The sequence below is a fragment of the Achromobacter sp. CF-sbj1-Ac2-l genome, from assembly GCF_052698165.1.
This window is the reverse complement of sequence record NZ_CP199855.1, coordinates 4,388,223-4,403,222: the sequence shown is the minus strand read 5'-3', so window position 1 is coordinate 4,403,222 and position 15,000 is coordinate 4,388,223. Positions and strand designations below refer to the sequence as shown.

The window sequence follows — 15,000 nt, the reverse complement described above, 5'->3', positions numbered from 1 at the left end:
CCTGTCGTCATGACCGCTCAATGGCGGCGAGCCCATAAGGTTATGGACTCATCAGGCTGACATGCGCCGACACCACGCGCCAGCCTTGCGGCGTGCGCATCCAGGTCTGGCTCTGGCGGCCGATGCGGTCGCTGCCGTCGCGCTGGAATTCGATGTTGGTGGTGGCGAAGTCGTGGCCATAGGTGGTGATGGCGGTGCGCAGCACGCGGCGCGCCAGGCCTTGCGGCGAACGGCCGGCGCGGAAGGCGCGGATGGCGTCGTAGCCGTAGAGGTTCTCGCCAGCGCCGTAGCGCAGCGTATGGGGGCTGTTCCAGAACAGTTCGTCGAGCACGTCGACCTGGTTGTTGACCAGGGCGGCCTCATAGCGCGCGAAGGCCACGGTGACCTCGGCGACGACGGCGGGCAGGTTGATATCCATGTTGCGGGGCATGCTCCGTGTTGAATGCACCACGATGGTGCTTGATTCAGGGTAATCACCAATATGGGGTGTGTTGCGGTGCGCAAATTCAGCCGTGGCATAGGCGGATCGCCCTGTCCGCGGGGGGATGCTGCGGTGCAAGGCTGGCACGCGGCTTGCTAGGGTTTACACCACATAACACGCTGCACGCCGCTCCAGGAGTTTCACCATGTCCAGTTCCGCCGTTCCCGCCCCGGTCACCATGCTGGTCACCCGGCACATTGCGCCCGAACGCTACAGCGATTTCCTGTCCTGGATGCGCCAGGGCGAGATCCTCGCCGCCGGCTTTCCCGGTTTTCTCGGCTCGGGCGTGCTGCAACCGCCCGAGGGCGGCGACCAGTATCAGATCGTGCTGCGCTTCAATGACGAGGCCAGCCTCAATCGCTGGGAGCAATCGTTGCCGCGCCGCATGTGGCTCGAACGCGGCGCCGCGCTGGTGCGGGCCAGCCACGCGCGCCGCGTCAGCGGCATGGACAGTTGGTTCGGTCCGCAGGGCACCGCGGGCGCGCCGCCGCGCTGGAAGCAGGCCGTGAGCATCTGGCTGGCGTACTTCCCGGTGCTGCTGGCGTTCACGCTGCTGGTGAGCGAACACCTGAGCGCCTTGCCGGTGTTCTGGCGCGCGCTGATCACCAGCGTGACCATGACGCCGGTGATGGTGTTTGTCTGCATTCCGTTCGTCACGCGGCGGTTGGGCCGCTGGCTGCAGCCGCGCTGACGCGGTCGCCAGCGGGTGGCGTGGCCCGGCCATGCCGCCTAGGCCGCCTGTGCGCGCCGGCTGGCGTACAGCCGGTGCAGCGTGATCTTGCGCACGGCGGCCTGGCTGTCGCCGATGTGGGCGCGCAGCAGCGCGGTGGCCTGTTCGGCGTCACGCCGCAGGATCGCCTGCAGGATGGCGGCGTGTTCGGCGTAGGTGCGTGCAATGCGCTCGGGCTGGGTGAAGTCCAGCCGCCGCACGATGCGGATGCGCTCGGTGGCGGCGCGATGCACGCGCGCGATCTCGGGGTTGCCGGCGGCGGCCACCAGGTCAGTGTGAAAGCGCTCGTCCAGCGCTGCCAGCCACTCGCCATCGTGCGACTGGTTGGCGCCGTCCACCAGCCACACGTCCGCCAGCGGCTGCAGCGCGCGCAGCGGATCCGGCACCTGGCCCGGCGCGCACAGGGCCTGCACGGCGGAGATCTCCAGCACGCTGCGCAGCTCGTAGAAGTGATCGAGCGTGTCGAAGTCCAGCGGCTTGACCAGCCAGCCGTTGCGCTGGCGCACTTCCAGGTAGCCCTCGCGTTCCAGGCGGAAAAGCGCCTCGCGCACCGGCGTGCGGCTGACGCGCAGGCGCTCGGCGATCTCGGTTTCGGTGAAGCGGTCGCCGGGCGCCAGGCGGAAGTCGAGGATGTCGCGCTTGAGCGTGCCGTAGGCGGAATCGGCCAGGCTGCGGGGCGTGTCGATGACGGCGAATGCGGAATCCATGGACGGCCTCGGTTGTGGCGGGTCAGGGGAGGGGACGAACGGCGGCAACGCCCGCCTGTTCCAGCCGCCGCGCGGCCAGCAGGCAATCGGCCTCGCGCCACGGCGCGGCGATCAATTGGACGCCCAACGGCAGGTGCGCGTCGGCGCCGATGCCCGGCCAGGTGGGCGCGGCGCACACCGGCAGGCCAAGACAGGAGATCGGCTGCGTCAGCAGGCCCATGCTGGCGCGGGCGGGCAGTGACTGGCCGGCCAGGGCCAGGGTCTCGGTGCCGATGGCGGTGGCGGGCACCGGCGTGGCCGGGGCGATCAGCACGTCGTAGTGCGCGAACAGCGCCATGGCTTCGCGGTAGACGCGGTGGCGTACCCGCTGGGCCTGCTGCACCCAGGCGGCGGGGACCAGGCTGCCGGCGACCAGGCGATCACGCGAATGGGGTTCGTAGTAGTCATAGTGCGTGACCAGGCGGCGGCGATGCAGCGCGCCGCCCTCGGCCGCGGTGATGACGAACGCGGCGGCGCGCGCCTGTTCGGCGCTGGCCAGTTCGACGACCTCCGTGGCCGCCAGCGCGCGCGCGGCCAGTTGCACGGCCTGGCGCGCCTCGGGGCCGGCCCAGTGCGCGAAGTAGCCGCCCAGCACGGCCACGCGCAAGGGGCGGTCCGAGCCCAGATCCGCCAGCACGGGCTCGACGGGCCGTTGGGCGCAGGCGGCATCTTCATCGTCAGCGCCTTGCAGCGCATCGTAGACCGCGGCCAGGCTGGCCGTGTCGGCCGCGAACGGGCCCAGGTGGTCGAGGCTGCCGACGAACGGGAACGAGCCGGTGCGCGGCAGGCGGCCAAAGGTCGGCTTCAGGCCGAACACGCCGCACAGCGAGGCTGGCACGCGGATCGAGCCGTTGGTGTCCGAGCCCAGCGTCAGCGGCACCAGGCCGCCGGCCACCGCCGCCGCGCTGCCGCCCGAGGAACCGCCGGCGATGCGGGCGGGATCGTGCGGGTTGCGGCTGGCGCCGTAGTGTGAATTCTCGGTGGTGAAGCCGTAGGCGTGCTCGTCCATGTTGAGCGCGCCCACCAGCACGGCGCCGGCATCGCGCAGCCGCGCCACCAGGGTGGCGTCGCGCGGCGCGGGCGGATTGGCGGCGTTGACGCGGCCGCCGGCCAGCGTCACCTCTTCGGCGGTGTCGAACAGGTTCTTGACCGCGTACGGCACGCCGGCCAGCGGCGGCAGGGATTCGCCGCGGGCCCGCCGCGCGTCGATGGCGGCGGCTTCCTGGCGCGCACGGGTTTCGGTGATGGCGGTGAAGCAGTTGTAGCGCGCATCGGCGGCGCGGATGCGCGCCAGCGTGGCTTCCAGCACGGCGCCTGCGCTGCGCTCGCCATTGCGGATCTGCCGCGCCAGGTCGAGGACGGCGCCGTTCACGGGCGGAACACCGAGGCCGATTCCAGCTCCACCGGCAGGGCCTCGTCGATGAAGCTCGAAGCGATGTCGTGGATGCGCGTGAACTGCCGCGCCACCTCGGTCGCGGCCGGTTCGCGCAGGGCATAGCCGGCCAGCGCCAGCGCGCTGCGTACGTATTGGTCGATGGTTTCCTGGGTCATGGCGGACTCCGGTGGATCGGAAGGAAAAGACGGGCTATTTGCGGACTTCGCGCTGGAAGATCTCCAGGCTCAGTTTCTTCATGCCGATGAAGCTGGGCTCGGACAGCGTCTCGACCGTGCGCGGCCGGGCGTCGCCGTAGTCCAGGATCTCGGCCACGCGGGTGGGGCGCTTGGTCAGCAGCAGCACCTGGTCGGCCAGGTACACGGCTTCCTCCAGGTCGTGCGACACCAGCAGCATGGTGGTGCCGGTCTGCATGAAGACCTCCTGCAGCTTTTCGCGGATGAACAGCGTCATCTCGAAATCCAGCGCCGAGAACGGCTCGTCCAGGAACAGCACTTCCGGTCCGGGGGCCAGCGCGCGCATGATGGAGGCCGTCTGCTGCTGGCCGCCCGACAGCTCGTAGGGATAGCGCTTGAGGTCGAACTTGACGTCGAACGAGGCCACCAGCTCTTCCACGCGCGCGTCCACCTCGGCTTTGCTGCGGCCTTCGAGGCGCAGCGGGTAGGCGATGTTGTCGATGGTGCGCAGCCACGGGAACATGGCCTCGCGGTAGTTCTGGAAGACGTAGCCGATCTTGGTCTGGGCCAGCGACTTGCCGTCGAACAGGATCTCGCCGGCATCGATGGGGATCAGGCCCGCGATCATGTTGATCAGGGTCGATTTGCCGCAGCCGTTGGGGCCGAACACCGAGACGATCTTGCCCTTGGGGATGTCGAGGTTGAAGTCCTCGTACAGCGGCCAGCCGGCGAAATACTTGGTCAGGCCGCGGATGGTGATGTGGGTGCCGGCCGGACCCGGCTGGAACGGCGCGGGCGTGGGGGAGGGGGCGATGACGGGGTTGATGACGGTGGACATGATTATCGGCCGCTCCAGTGGACCACGCGCTTTTCCAGCACCAGGAAGAGGATGTTGAGGACGTAGCCGAGCGCGCCGGCGGCCAGGATCGAGGCGTACATGTCGCGCACGTTCAGCACCTGCTGGGCGTTGATGATGCGGTTGCCGAGCCCGCTGTCCGAGCCGATGAACATCTCGGCCACGATCACGATGACCAGCGCCATCGATACGCCGCTGCGCAGGCCGACGAAAGTGGGTTGCAGGCTTTCCCAGATCAGCACGTCCTTGAAGATCTGCCAGCGCGAGGCGCCCATCACCCGCGCCGCCATCACGCGCTGCTTGCGCGCATTGATGACGCCGTAGGCGCTGTTGAACAGGATCACCAGCACCGCGGCGAAGGCGGCGATGGCGATCTTGTTCATGTCGGTCACGCCGAAGATCATCAGGAACAGCGGGATCAGCGCCGACGACGGCGTCGAGCGGAAGAAGTCCACCAGGAATTCGACGCTGCGGTAGGCTTTTTCATTGCTGCCCAGCAGCACGCCCAGCGGCACGCCGATCACGCCCGCGATGACGAAGGCCTGCAGCGTGCGGCTGACCGAGGCCAGGAAGTCGCCCAGCAGCGGGCCGCCGGCCATGCCCTTGGCCAGGGCCACCAGCGTGGCGCCAGGCGTGGGCAGCAGCACCGGGCTGACCAGTTGCAGGCGCACCACCAGGTCCCACACCACGTACAGCGCCAGCGGGCCGATCAGCGGCAGCAGGCGCGCGGCGGTCCAGGTGCGCGGCGGGCGCGAGGCGGGGGCGGTTTTGCCCGGCGACCCGGCGGCAGGCAGGGCGGCCGCCGACGCGACGGCCGCGTGGCTGGCGCGGCCAGCCGGGGCCGCGCTGGCGCGGTTGGCGTTGATCGCGTCCATGGCTCAGCCCTTGTACAGCATCGAGGCCACGTCCACCTTCTGCGCGAAGATGCCCTTGTCGGCGAACAGGTCGAAGAATTTCTGGAAGTACTGGATGTCGCTGGGGGTGAACTCGTTGTAGAGCGTGTAGGCGGCCAGCGGCACGGCTTCGGTCATGGGGCCTTCGATGGCGGTGTAGCCCTTCATGAAGGGGCGCGCCTCGTCGGGCTTGGTGCGGATCAGCTCGATGCCGCGGGCGTAGGCGGCGATGAATTTCTTGCTTTCCTCGGGATGCTTCTTCAGGAACGCGGTGGTCAGCGAGGCCGAGCCGCCGAACCACGGCGCCATCGGATCGCCCAGCACGTATTTGGCGATCACGCCCGCCTCGAGCACGCGGGTGGTGCCGTTCAGGCGCCCGACCGTGCCGGTGGGCTCGAGCGTGTAGCACGCGTCCAACTGGCCGGCGGCGACCGCGGCGACGTGCTGGCTGATCGCCAGCTCGACCACGGTCGCCCCGGTTGCGCCGGCGCGCTCCAGCACTGCTTTGGCCAGCGTGGCATTCTGGATGCCGGGTCCAGAACCGACCTTTTTCCCCTTGAGGTCTGCGATGGATTGGATGGGACTGTCTTTCGCGACGATGAACTCGTCCAGCACGTTCTTGGCGTTGCTGGGATTGGAGGCGAAAATCTTGAACAGGCCGGGCGAGGCGATCTCGCCGATGGCCAGGTTGGCCGAGCCGGTGCCGTTGGCGCTGCCGTCGGCGCGGCCCGCGAGCATGGCTTCCATGACCTGCTGCGCGCCGGCGAACTTGAGCGCCTCGACATTCAGGCCGGCTTCCTTGAAGTAACCCTTTTCGATGGCGGCATAGAACGGCAGGCCGGCCGCGACCGGCCAGTAGCCGATGCGGATGACCGGGCCCGATTGCGCGCGCACCAGGGCGGGCGCGGCCAGCGCGGCGGCGCCCAGCGCGGCGCCCTGCATCAGCCGGCGGCGGGTGGCGTTGAAAGCGAAGGGCGCGGGGCGGTCGGTCATGCGGGACTCCTGGTCGGGAAAAGAATGGGCGCTTGTAGACAAGCTTGCATACCAGTTCTTCAAGCAAGACCCGTGCCAACCTTCGCGGACCCGGTTTTTCGCCATGATGGGGCGATCCTGGCGCCTCGCGTGAACCAAGCTGGTGCATATGGCACCGACAGGGGGCGCGCCTGGCGTCGTGGCGCGGCCGGGCCGCCAGGCGTTAGGATGTGCACAGGCCGGGGCTGCCGCCCCGCCGTTATCGGAAGGGCGCGTCATCGGGCGCGCCGTGGCGTGGATATGAATACCCGTTTTGTCGAAGCATTCCTGTGGTCCGCCCGGCTGGGCAGTTTTCGCGCGGCCAGCGACCGCCTGCACATCACGCAGGCCGCGGTGGCCAACCGCATCGCCTCGCTCGAGGAGGACATCGGCGCGCGCCTGTTCGAGCGCGACGCCAAGGAGCTGCGGCTGACGGCGGTGGGCACGCGCCTGCTGGACTATGGCGAGCGGCTGATGCAGTTGCGTCAGCAGATCCTGTCGCTGGGCCGCACCGGCGACGAGGTGTTCGGCCTGGTGCGCATCGGCGCCATCGAGACCGTGGTGCACACCTGGCTGATCGGCTTTTTGACCAACCTGCGTTCCACCTATCCGGGCATCGAGGTGCAGTTGACCTCGGAGACCACCCGCGCGCTGCACCGCGGCCTGCGCGAAGGCACGCTGGACATCGCCTTCCAGACCGACCTGCTGACCGATACCGGCGTCATCAGCACGCCGTGCCTGCCGATGGAGATGGGCTGGGTCGGGCCGGCCGGCGACGAGGAATCGCTGTCCGTGCAGCAGTTGCTGAGCGAGCCGGTGCTGACCATGAGTCCCGGCTCGCAGCCGCACGAGGCCCTGAAAGGGCTGTTCCGCGAAGCCGGCCTGCCCTTGGGCAAGGTGCATTGCGTCAGCTCGATCTCGGCGCTGGCGCGGCTGGTGCGCAGCGGCTTTGGCCGCGCCCTGGTGCCGCTGCCGCCGATCTACGAATACGTGGCGCGCGGCGAGGTGCAGATGATCCGCTGCGACGTGCCGGTGCCGCCGCAACTGCTGGTGGTGAGCTACCTGGAGGGCGCCGGTTCGGATGCGATCCGGCTGGTGGCCGAGCTGGCCTGCCGCGCCTCGGATCAGTACACCGCGTCGGTCACGCCGCCAACATTCGGGTCCGCGCAATAGCGTTATCCCTAGGTCGGCTTTCAGTAATTCTGTTGCCGGCGCGAAAAATTACTCGTTTGTCGGAGTTGGCCCCGCCGGCCGAAGATGAATCCCTTCCGTTATCGAAGGGATTTTTCTTTCCATGAGCCAAGCCTCCACTCCGTCCACGCCCCACGGCATGCTGTTCGTCGCCTGCGACGTCGATCCCGCCTTCGAAACCGATTTCAACCGCTGGTACGACCGCGAGCACGTCGAAGAGCGCGTGCGCATCCCCGGCTTCCTGTCGGGCGCACGCTATTTCTCGCGGTCCGGCGGCCGCAAGTACCTGGGGCTGTACCGCACGGCATCGCTGGGCGCGTTCACCACCGCCGATTACCGCGCCGCCTTCGAGCGCCAGACGCCGTGGTCGGTGGCCAACCTGGACCGCATGCGCGACCCGATGCGACGCGTCTGCGCGGTGCAGGCCGTGACCGGGTTCGGCAGCGGCAGCCACATTGCCGTGCTGCCGCTGGTGTTCGGCGGCGATGCCGGGGCGCTGGCGGCGCGGGCCGCTGACACCGGCGCGGCGCTGGCGCAGGTCGATGGTTTCGTTCAGTCCTATTTGTTGGCACCGGATGCGGCCTTGAGCGGTCCCTTGCCGCGAGAATCCACCGAGAACCGCCGCCTGGATCCGCTGTTCGTGGTCGAGGCCAGCTCGGCCGGCGCCGCGCAGGCCCTGGCCGAACAGGCCGCCGGCGCCTTCGGCATCCGCGCCAGCGATGCCTGGCAACTCGAACTGGGCTGGAAGCTGGCGGCCGCCGACCTGCGCTGACACGGCGCCGCCGTCCACACACATCACGAACATGGGGAAACACAATGGCTGAAAACACCTTGCGCGCTCCGGCGGCCGCCCACGGCGGCGCGGCGCCGGACAAGATGAAGAAACTGGCGATGGCCAGCTCGGTCGGCACCACGCTGGAGTGGTACGACTTCACGATCTACAACCTGATGGCGGCGCTGGTATTCAACGCCATCTTCTTCCCGTCGTTCGACCCGCTGACGGGCACCATCCTGGCGTTCTCGACCTATGCCGTGGGCTACGTCTCGCGGCCGCTGGGCGGCTTCGTCTTTGGCCACCTGGGCGACCGCCTGGGGCGCAAGTTCGTGCTGGTCGCCACGCTGGTGATCATGGGCGTGTCGACGGGCCTGATGGGCATGCTGCCCACCTATGCCAGTTGGGGCGTGTGGGCGCCGGTGGCATTGGTGGCGCTGCGCTTCATCCAGGGCGTGGCGCTGGGCGGCGAGTGGGCCGGCGCGGTGCTGCTGTCGATGGAGCATGGCAAGCCCGACCAGCGCGGCCGCAATGCGTCCTTCACGCAGGTCGGGCCGTCGTGCGGCACGCTGATCGGCACCGGCTTCATCGCGCTGATCTCGCTCTGGCTCACGCCCGAGGAATTCCAGGCCTGGGGCTGGCGCGTGCCGTTCATGTCGAGCGTGGCGCTGGTGCTATTCGGCCTGTGGCTGCGCCGCGGCGTCGAGGAAACGCCGGTGTTCCTGGAAATGGAACAGAAGCGCGAAACCGCCAGCACCCCGATCAAGGAAGTGCTGGTGCAACACTGGCGCCAGTTGCTGGTGGCCGGCGGCTCGCGCATCGGTTCGGACGTGCTGTACGCGCTGGTGGTGGTGTTCACGCTGACCTACGTGACCACCGTGCTGCACCTGTCGCGGCCGCTGGCGCTGGGCGCCACCATGCTGGGCGCGGCGCTCAATGCCATCGCCGTGCCGCTGTGCGGGCATCTGTCGGACAAGATCGGGCGCCGTCCGGTGTACGTGGCCGGCGCGGTGCTGGGCATGATCTGGGCATTCGTGTTCTTCACGCTGATGGACACCGCGCATCCCATCGCGATCTGCGCCGCCGTGGTGGTCGGCCTGCTGATCCACGCGATGATGTACGGCCCGCAGGCGGCCTTCATCACCGAGCAGTTCCCGGGCCGGGTGCGCTACGCCGGGTCGTCGCTGGCCTACACGCTGGCCGGCATCGTCGGCGGGGGCTTCGCGCCGCTGATCATCGCCAGCCTGTTCAAGTCGTGGAGTTCGACCGTGGCGGTGTCGCTGTACGTGGCCGCCGCGCTGGTCGTGACCGCCATCTCGGTGCTGGCCGCCAGGGAGACCGCCAAGGCGCCGCTGCAACGCTGAGCGCGGGGCCGGTCTGGCCGGCTTCTCCTGCCTGCGCCCGGGCTTGCCCGGGCTTTTTTGCGTCCATTCCGCGCGCGGCTGTCTGACGGCCGTTGCGGCCGCGAGGCCGGAAAACGACGGGAAGGGGCGCGTTTTCATGCATTTTCGTTCGGAGAAATGTCAGCTATCTGACTTTGCGCTGAATAACAAACGAAAATTGTTTACACTCGCATCCACAAAATTCAAGTGTGGACCGGGTCGCCGCGGGGCGAATCCGGTCCGAGTTACGGGAGAAAGTGATGCGCAAGTTGTTGTTGGGGGCGGCGCTGGCCGTCGCGGCATTCGGGGGGGCGGCGCACGCCGCCACGCAGCCCAAGGCCGTGGTGACGAATTACTCGGACCTGGCGCTGGCCGGCTATGAAGACGCGCTCACTTCCGCCAAGGCGCTGCGCGAGGCCGTCAACACGCTGGTCGCCAAGCCCAGCGCGGACACGCTCAAGGCCGCCCGCCAGGCCTGGCTGGACGCGCGCGTGCCGTACCAGCAGACCGAGGCCTTCCGCTTCGGCAACCCGATCGTCGACGACTGGGAAGGGCGTGTGAACGCCTGGCCGCTGGATGAAGGCCTGATCGACTACGTCGACGCCTCCTACGGCACCGAGAACGACGAGAACGCCTATTACGCGGTCAACGTCATCGCCAATTCCAAGATCTCGGTGGGCGGCAAGACCGTCGATGTCAGCGAGATCACGCCCAAGCTGCTGTCCGAGGTGCTGCACGAGGCCGACGGCAACGAGGCCAACGTGGCCACCGGCTACCACGCCATCGAATTCCTGCTGTGGGGCCAGGACCTGAACGGCACCGGCCCGGCGCCGGCCGACCGCAAGGGCACGCCGCAGGAACGCCACGCGGGCAACCGTCCGCACACAGACTACGACGTCAAGCAGTGCACCGGCGGCAACTGCGAACGCCGCATCGCCTACCTGAAGGCCGTGACCGACCTGCTGGTGACCGATCTGGAAGAGATGGTCGGCAACTGGAAGAAGGACGGCGCCGCGCGCAAGGCCGTCGAAGCAGATCCCAAGGCCGGCCTGGTGGCGATGCTGACCGGCGTGGGCAGCCTGTCGTACGGCGAACTGGCCGGCGAGCGCATGAAGCTCGGCCTGATGCTGCACGATCCCGAGGAAGAGCATGACTGCTTCTCGGACAACACCCACAACTCGCACTTCTACAACCAGATCGGCATCCGCAACGTCTACCTGGGCGCGTACACCCGCGTCGATGGCAAGCAGGTGTCGGGCGCCAGCCTGTCGGAACTGGTCAAGGCGCGCGATCCCAAGCTGGACGCCGAAGTGCGCGCCAAGCTGGACGCCACCGTGGCCGCCATGCAGGCCATGAAGACCCGCGCCGAGACGGTCGAGACCTATGACCAGATGATCGCGGACGGCAACAAGGAAGGCAACGCAGTGGTGCAGGCCGCCATCGACCGCCTGGTCGACCAGACCCGCAGCCTGGAGCGCGTGATCGCGCTGCTGGACCTGGGCAAGGTCGCCATCGAAGGTTCCGACAGCCTGGACAAACCCGACGCCGTATTCAAGTGAAGCTCGTATTCGCCGCCGTACTGGCGGCGTCGGCCCATGCCGGCGCCGCCGCCGCTCCGACCGCGCCCGCCGGGCGCGACGACCTGAGCGCCGAGGACCTCAAGCGGGTCCTCGCCATCACCGCGCCGACCCGCGATTTCTCCAAGGCCGAGACCTTCGAGACCATGCAGGCGGGCGCCACCACCACCAACAAGCTCATCAACGCCGACATTTTTTCGCAGCCGTCGGCCAACATGAGCTTCGAGCGGCGCCAGGAATTCCAGGTCGGCAACGGCCTGTTCCGCAAGGACTGGGTCTCCGCGCCGGCCTCCACGCAGGCCTCCGACGGCCTCGGCCCGCTGTTCAACGCGCGGTCCTGCCAGGCCTGTCATACCAAGGACGGGCGCGGCTCGGTGCCGGGCTTCGATCCGCTGGAGCGTCCCGACGCCGTGGCATTGCTGTTGCGCCTGGCGGTGCCCGAAGGCCCGGACCGCGGCCATCCGCGCCTGGCGCCGGGCGAGATCGCGCTGCTGCCCGAGCCCGTCTATGGCGTGCAGTTGCAGAACTTCGCGGTGGCCGGCCTGCCGGCCGAAGGCCGCATGGAAATCGAATACACCCCGGTCACCGTCAAGCTCAATGGCGGCGAGACCGCCACGCTGATGAAGCCGGCCTACCGCATCGACAACCTGGGCTACGGCCCGATGCGCAAGGACACGCAGATCTCGCCGCGGCTGGCGCCGCCGATGATCGGCCTGGGCCTGCTGGAATCGATCCACGAGGCCGACATCCTGGCCAACATCGGCGCCGACAAGCGCGACGGCATCGTCGGCAAGGCCAATTGGGTCACCGACGCGCGCACCGGCCAGCGCGCGCTGGGCCGCTTCAACCTGAAGGCCGGCCAGCCCACGGTGGAGCAGCAGAGCGCCGCCGCGTTCTCCAACGACATGGGGCTGTCGACGCCGCTGTTCCCCAACCACTACGGCGACTGTACGCCGGCGCAGCCCCAGTGCCTGAAGATGCCGCACGGCGCGCAGCCGCGTTTCGGTCCCGAGGAAGTGCCAGCCAAGCTGATGGACTTCGTCACCACCTATTCCACCAACCTGGCGGTGCCGCAGCGGCGCGACGCCGACGACGCCCGCGTGCTGGCCGGCAAGAAACTGTTCTACGAGGCCAACTGCGTGGCCTGCCACGTGCCCAAGTATGTCACCAGCCGCAACGCGAAACAGGCCGAGCATCGCTTCCAACTGATCTGGCCGTACACCGACATGCTGGTGCACGACATGGGCGATGACCTGGCCGACGGCGTGTCCGATGGTTCCGCCAACGGGCGCGAATGGCGCACCCCGCCGCTGTGGGGCATCGGCCTGACCAGGACCGTCAATCCCTCCGCCACCTGGCTGCACGACGGCCGCGCCCGCACGCTGCTGGAGGCGGTGCTGTGGCACGGCGGCGCGGGCCAGCCCGCGCGCGACCGCGTGGTGGCGATGACGCCCGAAGAACGCGCCGACCTGATCCGTTTCCTGGAGTCGCTGTGATGGCTATCCTTGTTGCACGCTGGCGCGCGCCGGCCCTGGCCGCCGCGCTGGCGCTGGCCTGGCCGTTGGCCGCCGGCGCCGAATTGCCCGCCGACCTGGGCGAGCGCCTGGCGCACGGCTATGCGCGGCCGGCCGCCGCCGGCATGGTCGCCGCCGCGACCGATCTGGACGGCGCGCTGGGCCAGTGGTGCGGCAAGCCGGATGCGGCCGGCGCCAAGCGGGTCGAAGCGGCTTTTGCCGACCTGGCCCTGGCGTGGGCGCGCCTCGAGCCGCTGCGCTTCGGGCCGTTGGTTCAGGCCAACCGCTACGAGCGCTTGGCGTTCTGGCCCGACACGCGCGGCGTGATGCCGCGCCAGGTGCAGGCCGTGATCGCCGCGCAGGATGCCGACCTGCTCAAGCCGGGCGCGCTGGCCGGCCGCAGCGTCGCGGTGCAGGGGCTGCCGGCATTGGAATTCGTGCTGTATGGAGAGCCGGCGCTGCTGGCGCAGCAAGGCGCGCTCACGTTTGCCTACGCTTGCGGCTACGCCCGGGCCGTGTCGGCCAACGTCGCCGCGATCTCGCGCGACGTGGCGCAGGCCTGGGATGCCAAGGCCGACTTCGGCCGCCAGTTCGCGCAGCCGCGGGCGGGCAATGATCTCTACCGTGATCCGCAGGAAGTGGCGGCCGAAGCCATGAAGGCGCTGTCCACCGGCCTGCAGTTCGCGCGCGACGTGAAGCTGCTGCCGGTGCTGGGCGATTCGGCCGACGGCGCCCGGCCCCGGCGCGCCGCGTTCTGGCGCAGCGGGCTGTCGACGCGCACGCTGGTCGCCGGCCTGGAAGGCCTGGCGGCGTTCTATCAGGCGGGCGGCTATGCCTTGCCCAAGGGCGAGGACTGGATGGCGGGCGCGGTGCTGGCCGAAGTGGGCAACGCGGCGCGCGCGCTGCGCGAGGTGCCGGCGCCGCTGGAGCGGGCGCTGGGCGATGCCGAAGGGCGCCGCCTGCTGGGCCTGGCGGCGTTGACCCTGAAGAACGCCAAGGCCATCGTCGACCAGGACCTGGCGCCGGCGCTGGGCGTGACCATCGGCTTCAATGCGCTCGATGGCGACTGAGCGCGACCGCATGCTGACCGGCATTGCGCGCGATGTGCGGGCCGGCAACGCGCCGGCGCGCCCCGCGCGGCGCGATTTCCTGGCCTGGGGCGCGGGCGGCGTGCTGGGCGCGGCTCTTGGCTGGCCGCGGCAAGCGCCGGCCGCCCCCGGCGACGAGTCGCAGGCGCGCTATCTGGCGGCGCGGCAGCGCGGCGGCCGCGACGAGACGGTGGTGCTCGATGGCGCCGGGCAGGACCGGCACGTGGTGCCGATGCCCGCGCGCGGCCACAGTTTCGCGATCGACGCGCCCGCCGAACGCGCCGTGGTGTTCGGCCGCCAGCCGGGCTTCTTCGCGCTGGCGTTCGACCTGCGCGGCGCCCGCCCGCCGCTCGAACTGCCCTTGCCGGAAGACCGCCATTTCTTCGGCCACGGCGCCTATTTCGACGGCGGCCGGCTGTTGGCCGCGACCGAGAACGATTTCGACGGCGGCCGTGGCGTGCTCGGCATCTACGATGCCACGCCGGGCGGCGGCTACCGCCGCATCGGCGAATACGACAGCGGTGGCATCGGGCCGCACGAGGTGCTGTTGATGCCCGACGGCAAGACGCTGTGCGTGGCCAACGGCGGCATCCTGACCCATCCGGACTACGGCAAGCTCGAACTGAACCTGGACACCATGCGGCCGTCGCTGGCTTACCTGGACGCGGCCAGCGGCGCGCTGCTGGAGCGGGTCGAACTGGCGCCTGACCTGCATCGTCTGTCGATTCGCCATCTCGCGCTGGCGGGCGATGGCAGCGTCTGGTTCGGCTGCCAATACATGGGACCGGCCGGCGACCGTCCGGCGCTGGTGGGGCGCCACCGGCGCGGCGCGCAGCCGGTGCTGTTCAGCGGGCCGGCGGATACGTTGCGCGAGATGCGCAACTACATCGGCTCGGTGGCGGCGGACGCGGCCGGCGCGGTGATCGCCACGTCCAGCCCGGTGGGCGGGCGGGTGCTGTACTGGGATGCGGCCAGCGGCCGCTGCCTGGGCGAGACCCGCCTGGCCGATGGCTGCGGCGTGGCGCCGGCGACGGACGCGGGCTTTCTGGTCAGCAGCGGCCTGGGCGCCATGGTGCGCACCGACGCGGCGGGCGGCGAGCGGCCGGTGCTGGCGCCGTCGCGCGAACGCTCCTGGGACAACCATTTCCGCAAGGTCGCGGCCGCTTGAGGCGGCCCGCGCCGCGCCCCCC

General features: G+C 69.5%; 15 protein-coding genes. 8 read left to right on the top strand and 7 right to left on the bottom strand.

Features of this window, described 5'->3' with window-relative positions; translation table 11 throughout:
• Nucleotides 1-40: 40 nt before the first annotated feature.
• Nucleotides 41-418, bottom strand: a complete 378-nt coding sequence (gene hpxZ / locus ACUDCK_RS19985; RefSeq protein ID WP_054503302.1) for an oxalurate catabolism protein HpxZ — start codon at nucleotides 416-418, stop codon at nucleotides 41-43.
• A 208-nt stretch (nucleotides 419-626) separates the two neighbouring features.
• Between hpxZ and ACUDCK_RS19980 the strand changes: the two genes are divergently transcribed.
• Nucleotides 627-1,172, top strand: coding sequence for an antibiotic biosynthesis monooxygenase (locus tag ACUDCK_RS19980; protein ID WP_175143264.1), 546 nt, complete (start codon nucleotides 627-629; stop codon nucleotides 1,170-1,172).
• A gap of 38 nt (nucleotides 1,173-1,210) precedes the next feature.
• On the opposite strand, the gene ACUDCK_RS19975 is transcribed toward ACUDCK_RS19980, so the two are convergent.
• Genes ACUDCK_RS19975 through ACUDCK_RS19950 form a run of 6 tightly spaced genes read right to left on the bottom strand, consistent with a single transcriptional unit; the run spans nucleotide 1,211 to nucleotide 6,268 of the window.
• On the bottom strand, nucleotides 1,211-1,918 hold the full coding sequence (locus tag ACUDCK_RS19975) for a GntR family transcriptional regulator (RefSeq protein WP_116791920.1): 708 nt from the start codon (nucleotides 1,916-1,918) through the stop codon (nucleotides 1,211-1,213).
• Nucleotides 1,919-1,940: 22 nt separating this feature from the next.
• The gene (locus ACUDCK_RS19970; RefSeq protein WP_175143263.1) at nucleotides 1,941-3,329 is read right to left on the bottom strand and encodes an AtzE family amidohydrolase; all 1,389 of its coding nucleotides are present in this window, start codon (nucleotides 3,327-3,329) and stop codon (nucleotides 1,941-1,943) included.
• Nucleotides 3,326-3,508, bottom strand: coding sequence for a DUF4089 domain-containing protein (locus tag ACUDCK_RS19965; RefSeq protein WP_049072902.1), 183 nt, complete (start codon nucleotides 3,506-3,508; stop codon nucleotides 3,326-3,328). Before ACUDCK_RS19965 ends, ACUDCK_RS19970 begins: the two co-directional genes overlap by 4 nt.
• Before the next feature lie 34 nt (nucleotides 3,509-3,542).
• On the bottom strand, nucleotides 3,543-4,364 hold the full coding sequence (locus ACUDCK_RS19960) for an ABC transporter ATP-binding protein (protein ID WP_054503111.1): 822 nt from the start codon (nucleotides 4,362-4,364) through the stop codon (nucleotides 3,543-3,545).
• Between the two features lie 2 nt (nucleotides 4,365-4,366).
• Nucleotides 4,367-5,257: an ABC transporter permease gene (locus ACUDCK_RS19955; RefSeq protein WP_244976809.1), complete on the bottom strand. Its 891-nt coding sequence runs from the start codon at nucleotides 5,255-5,257 to the stop codon at nucleotides 4,367-4,369.
• A gap of 3 nt (nucleotides 5,258-5,260) precedes the next feature.
• Nucleotides 5,261-6,268, bottom strand: coding sequence for an ABC transporter substrate-binding protein (locus ACUDCK_RS19950; protein WP_049072904.1), 1,008 nt, complete (start codon nucleotides 6,266-6,268; stop codon nucleotides 5,261-5,263).
• A 279-nt stretch (nucleotides 6,269-6,547) separates the two neighbouring features.
• On the opposite strand from ACUDCK_RS19950, the gene ACUDCK_RS19945 reads away from it, so the two are divergent.
• The 7 genes from ACUDCK_RS19945 (at nucleotide 6,548) to ACUDCK_RS19915 (ending at nucleotide 14,978) form a co-directional block, all read left to right on the top strand.
• Nucleotides 6,548-7,459 (top strand): LysR family transcriptional regulator, encoded by a 912-nt coding sequence (locus ACUDCK_RS19945; protein WP_049072905.1) that lies wholly within the window; start codon nucleotides 6,548-6,550, stop codon nucleotides 7,457-7,459.
• 121 nt (nucleotides 7,460-7,580) lie between these two features.
• Nucleotides 7,581-8,249 (top strand): DUF4286 family protein, encoded by a 669-nt coding sequence (locus tag ACUDCK_RS19940; RefSeq protein WP_175166608.1) that lies wholly within the window; start codon nucleotides 7,581-7,583, stop codon nucleotides 8,247-8,249.
• A gap of 44 nt (nucleotides 8,250-8,293) precedes the next feature.
• Entirely contained in the window at nucleotides 8,294-9,613 is a 1,320-nt protein-coding gene (locus ACUDCK_RS19935) for an MFS transporter (RefSeq protein WP_054417760.1), read from the top strand.
• Nucleotides 9,614-9,891: 278 nt separating this feature from the next.
• Nucleotides 9,892-11,190 carry an imelysin family protein gene (locus tag ACUDCK_RS19930; RefSeq protein WP_175166609.1) on the top strand — a complete coding sequence of 433 codons (1,299 nt, stop codon included), beginning with the start codon at nucleotides 9,892-9,894 and terminating at the stop codon, nucleotides 11,188-11,190.
• Nucleotides 11,187-12,704, top strand: a complete 1,518-nt coding sequence (locus tag ACUDCK_RS19925) for a di-heme oxidoreductase family protein (protein WP_175143261.1) — start codon at nucleotides 11,187-11,189, stop codon at nucleotides 12,702-12,704. The genes ACUDCK_RS19930 and ACUDCK_RS19925 overlap by 4 nt, the downstream gene beginning before the upstream one ends.
• On the top strand, nucleotides 12,704-13,792 hold the full coding sequence (locus ACUDCK_RS19920) for an imelysin family protein (protein ID WP_175166610.1): 1,089 nt from the start codon (nucleotides 12,704-12,706) through the stop codon (nucleotides 13,790-13,792). The genes ACUDCK_RS19925 and ACUDCK_RS19920 overlap by 1 nt, the downstream gene beginning before the upstream one ends.
• Before the next feature lie 10 nt (nucleotides 13,793-13,802).
• A complete protein-coding gene (locus ACUDCK_RS19915) occupies nucleotides 13,803-14,978 on the top strand; it encodes a DUF1513 domain-containing protein (protein ID WP_175166611.1) in 1,176 nt (391 codons plus the stop codon).
• Nucleotides 14,979-15,000: the final 22 nt, after the last annotated feature.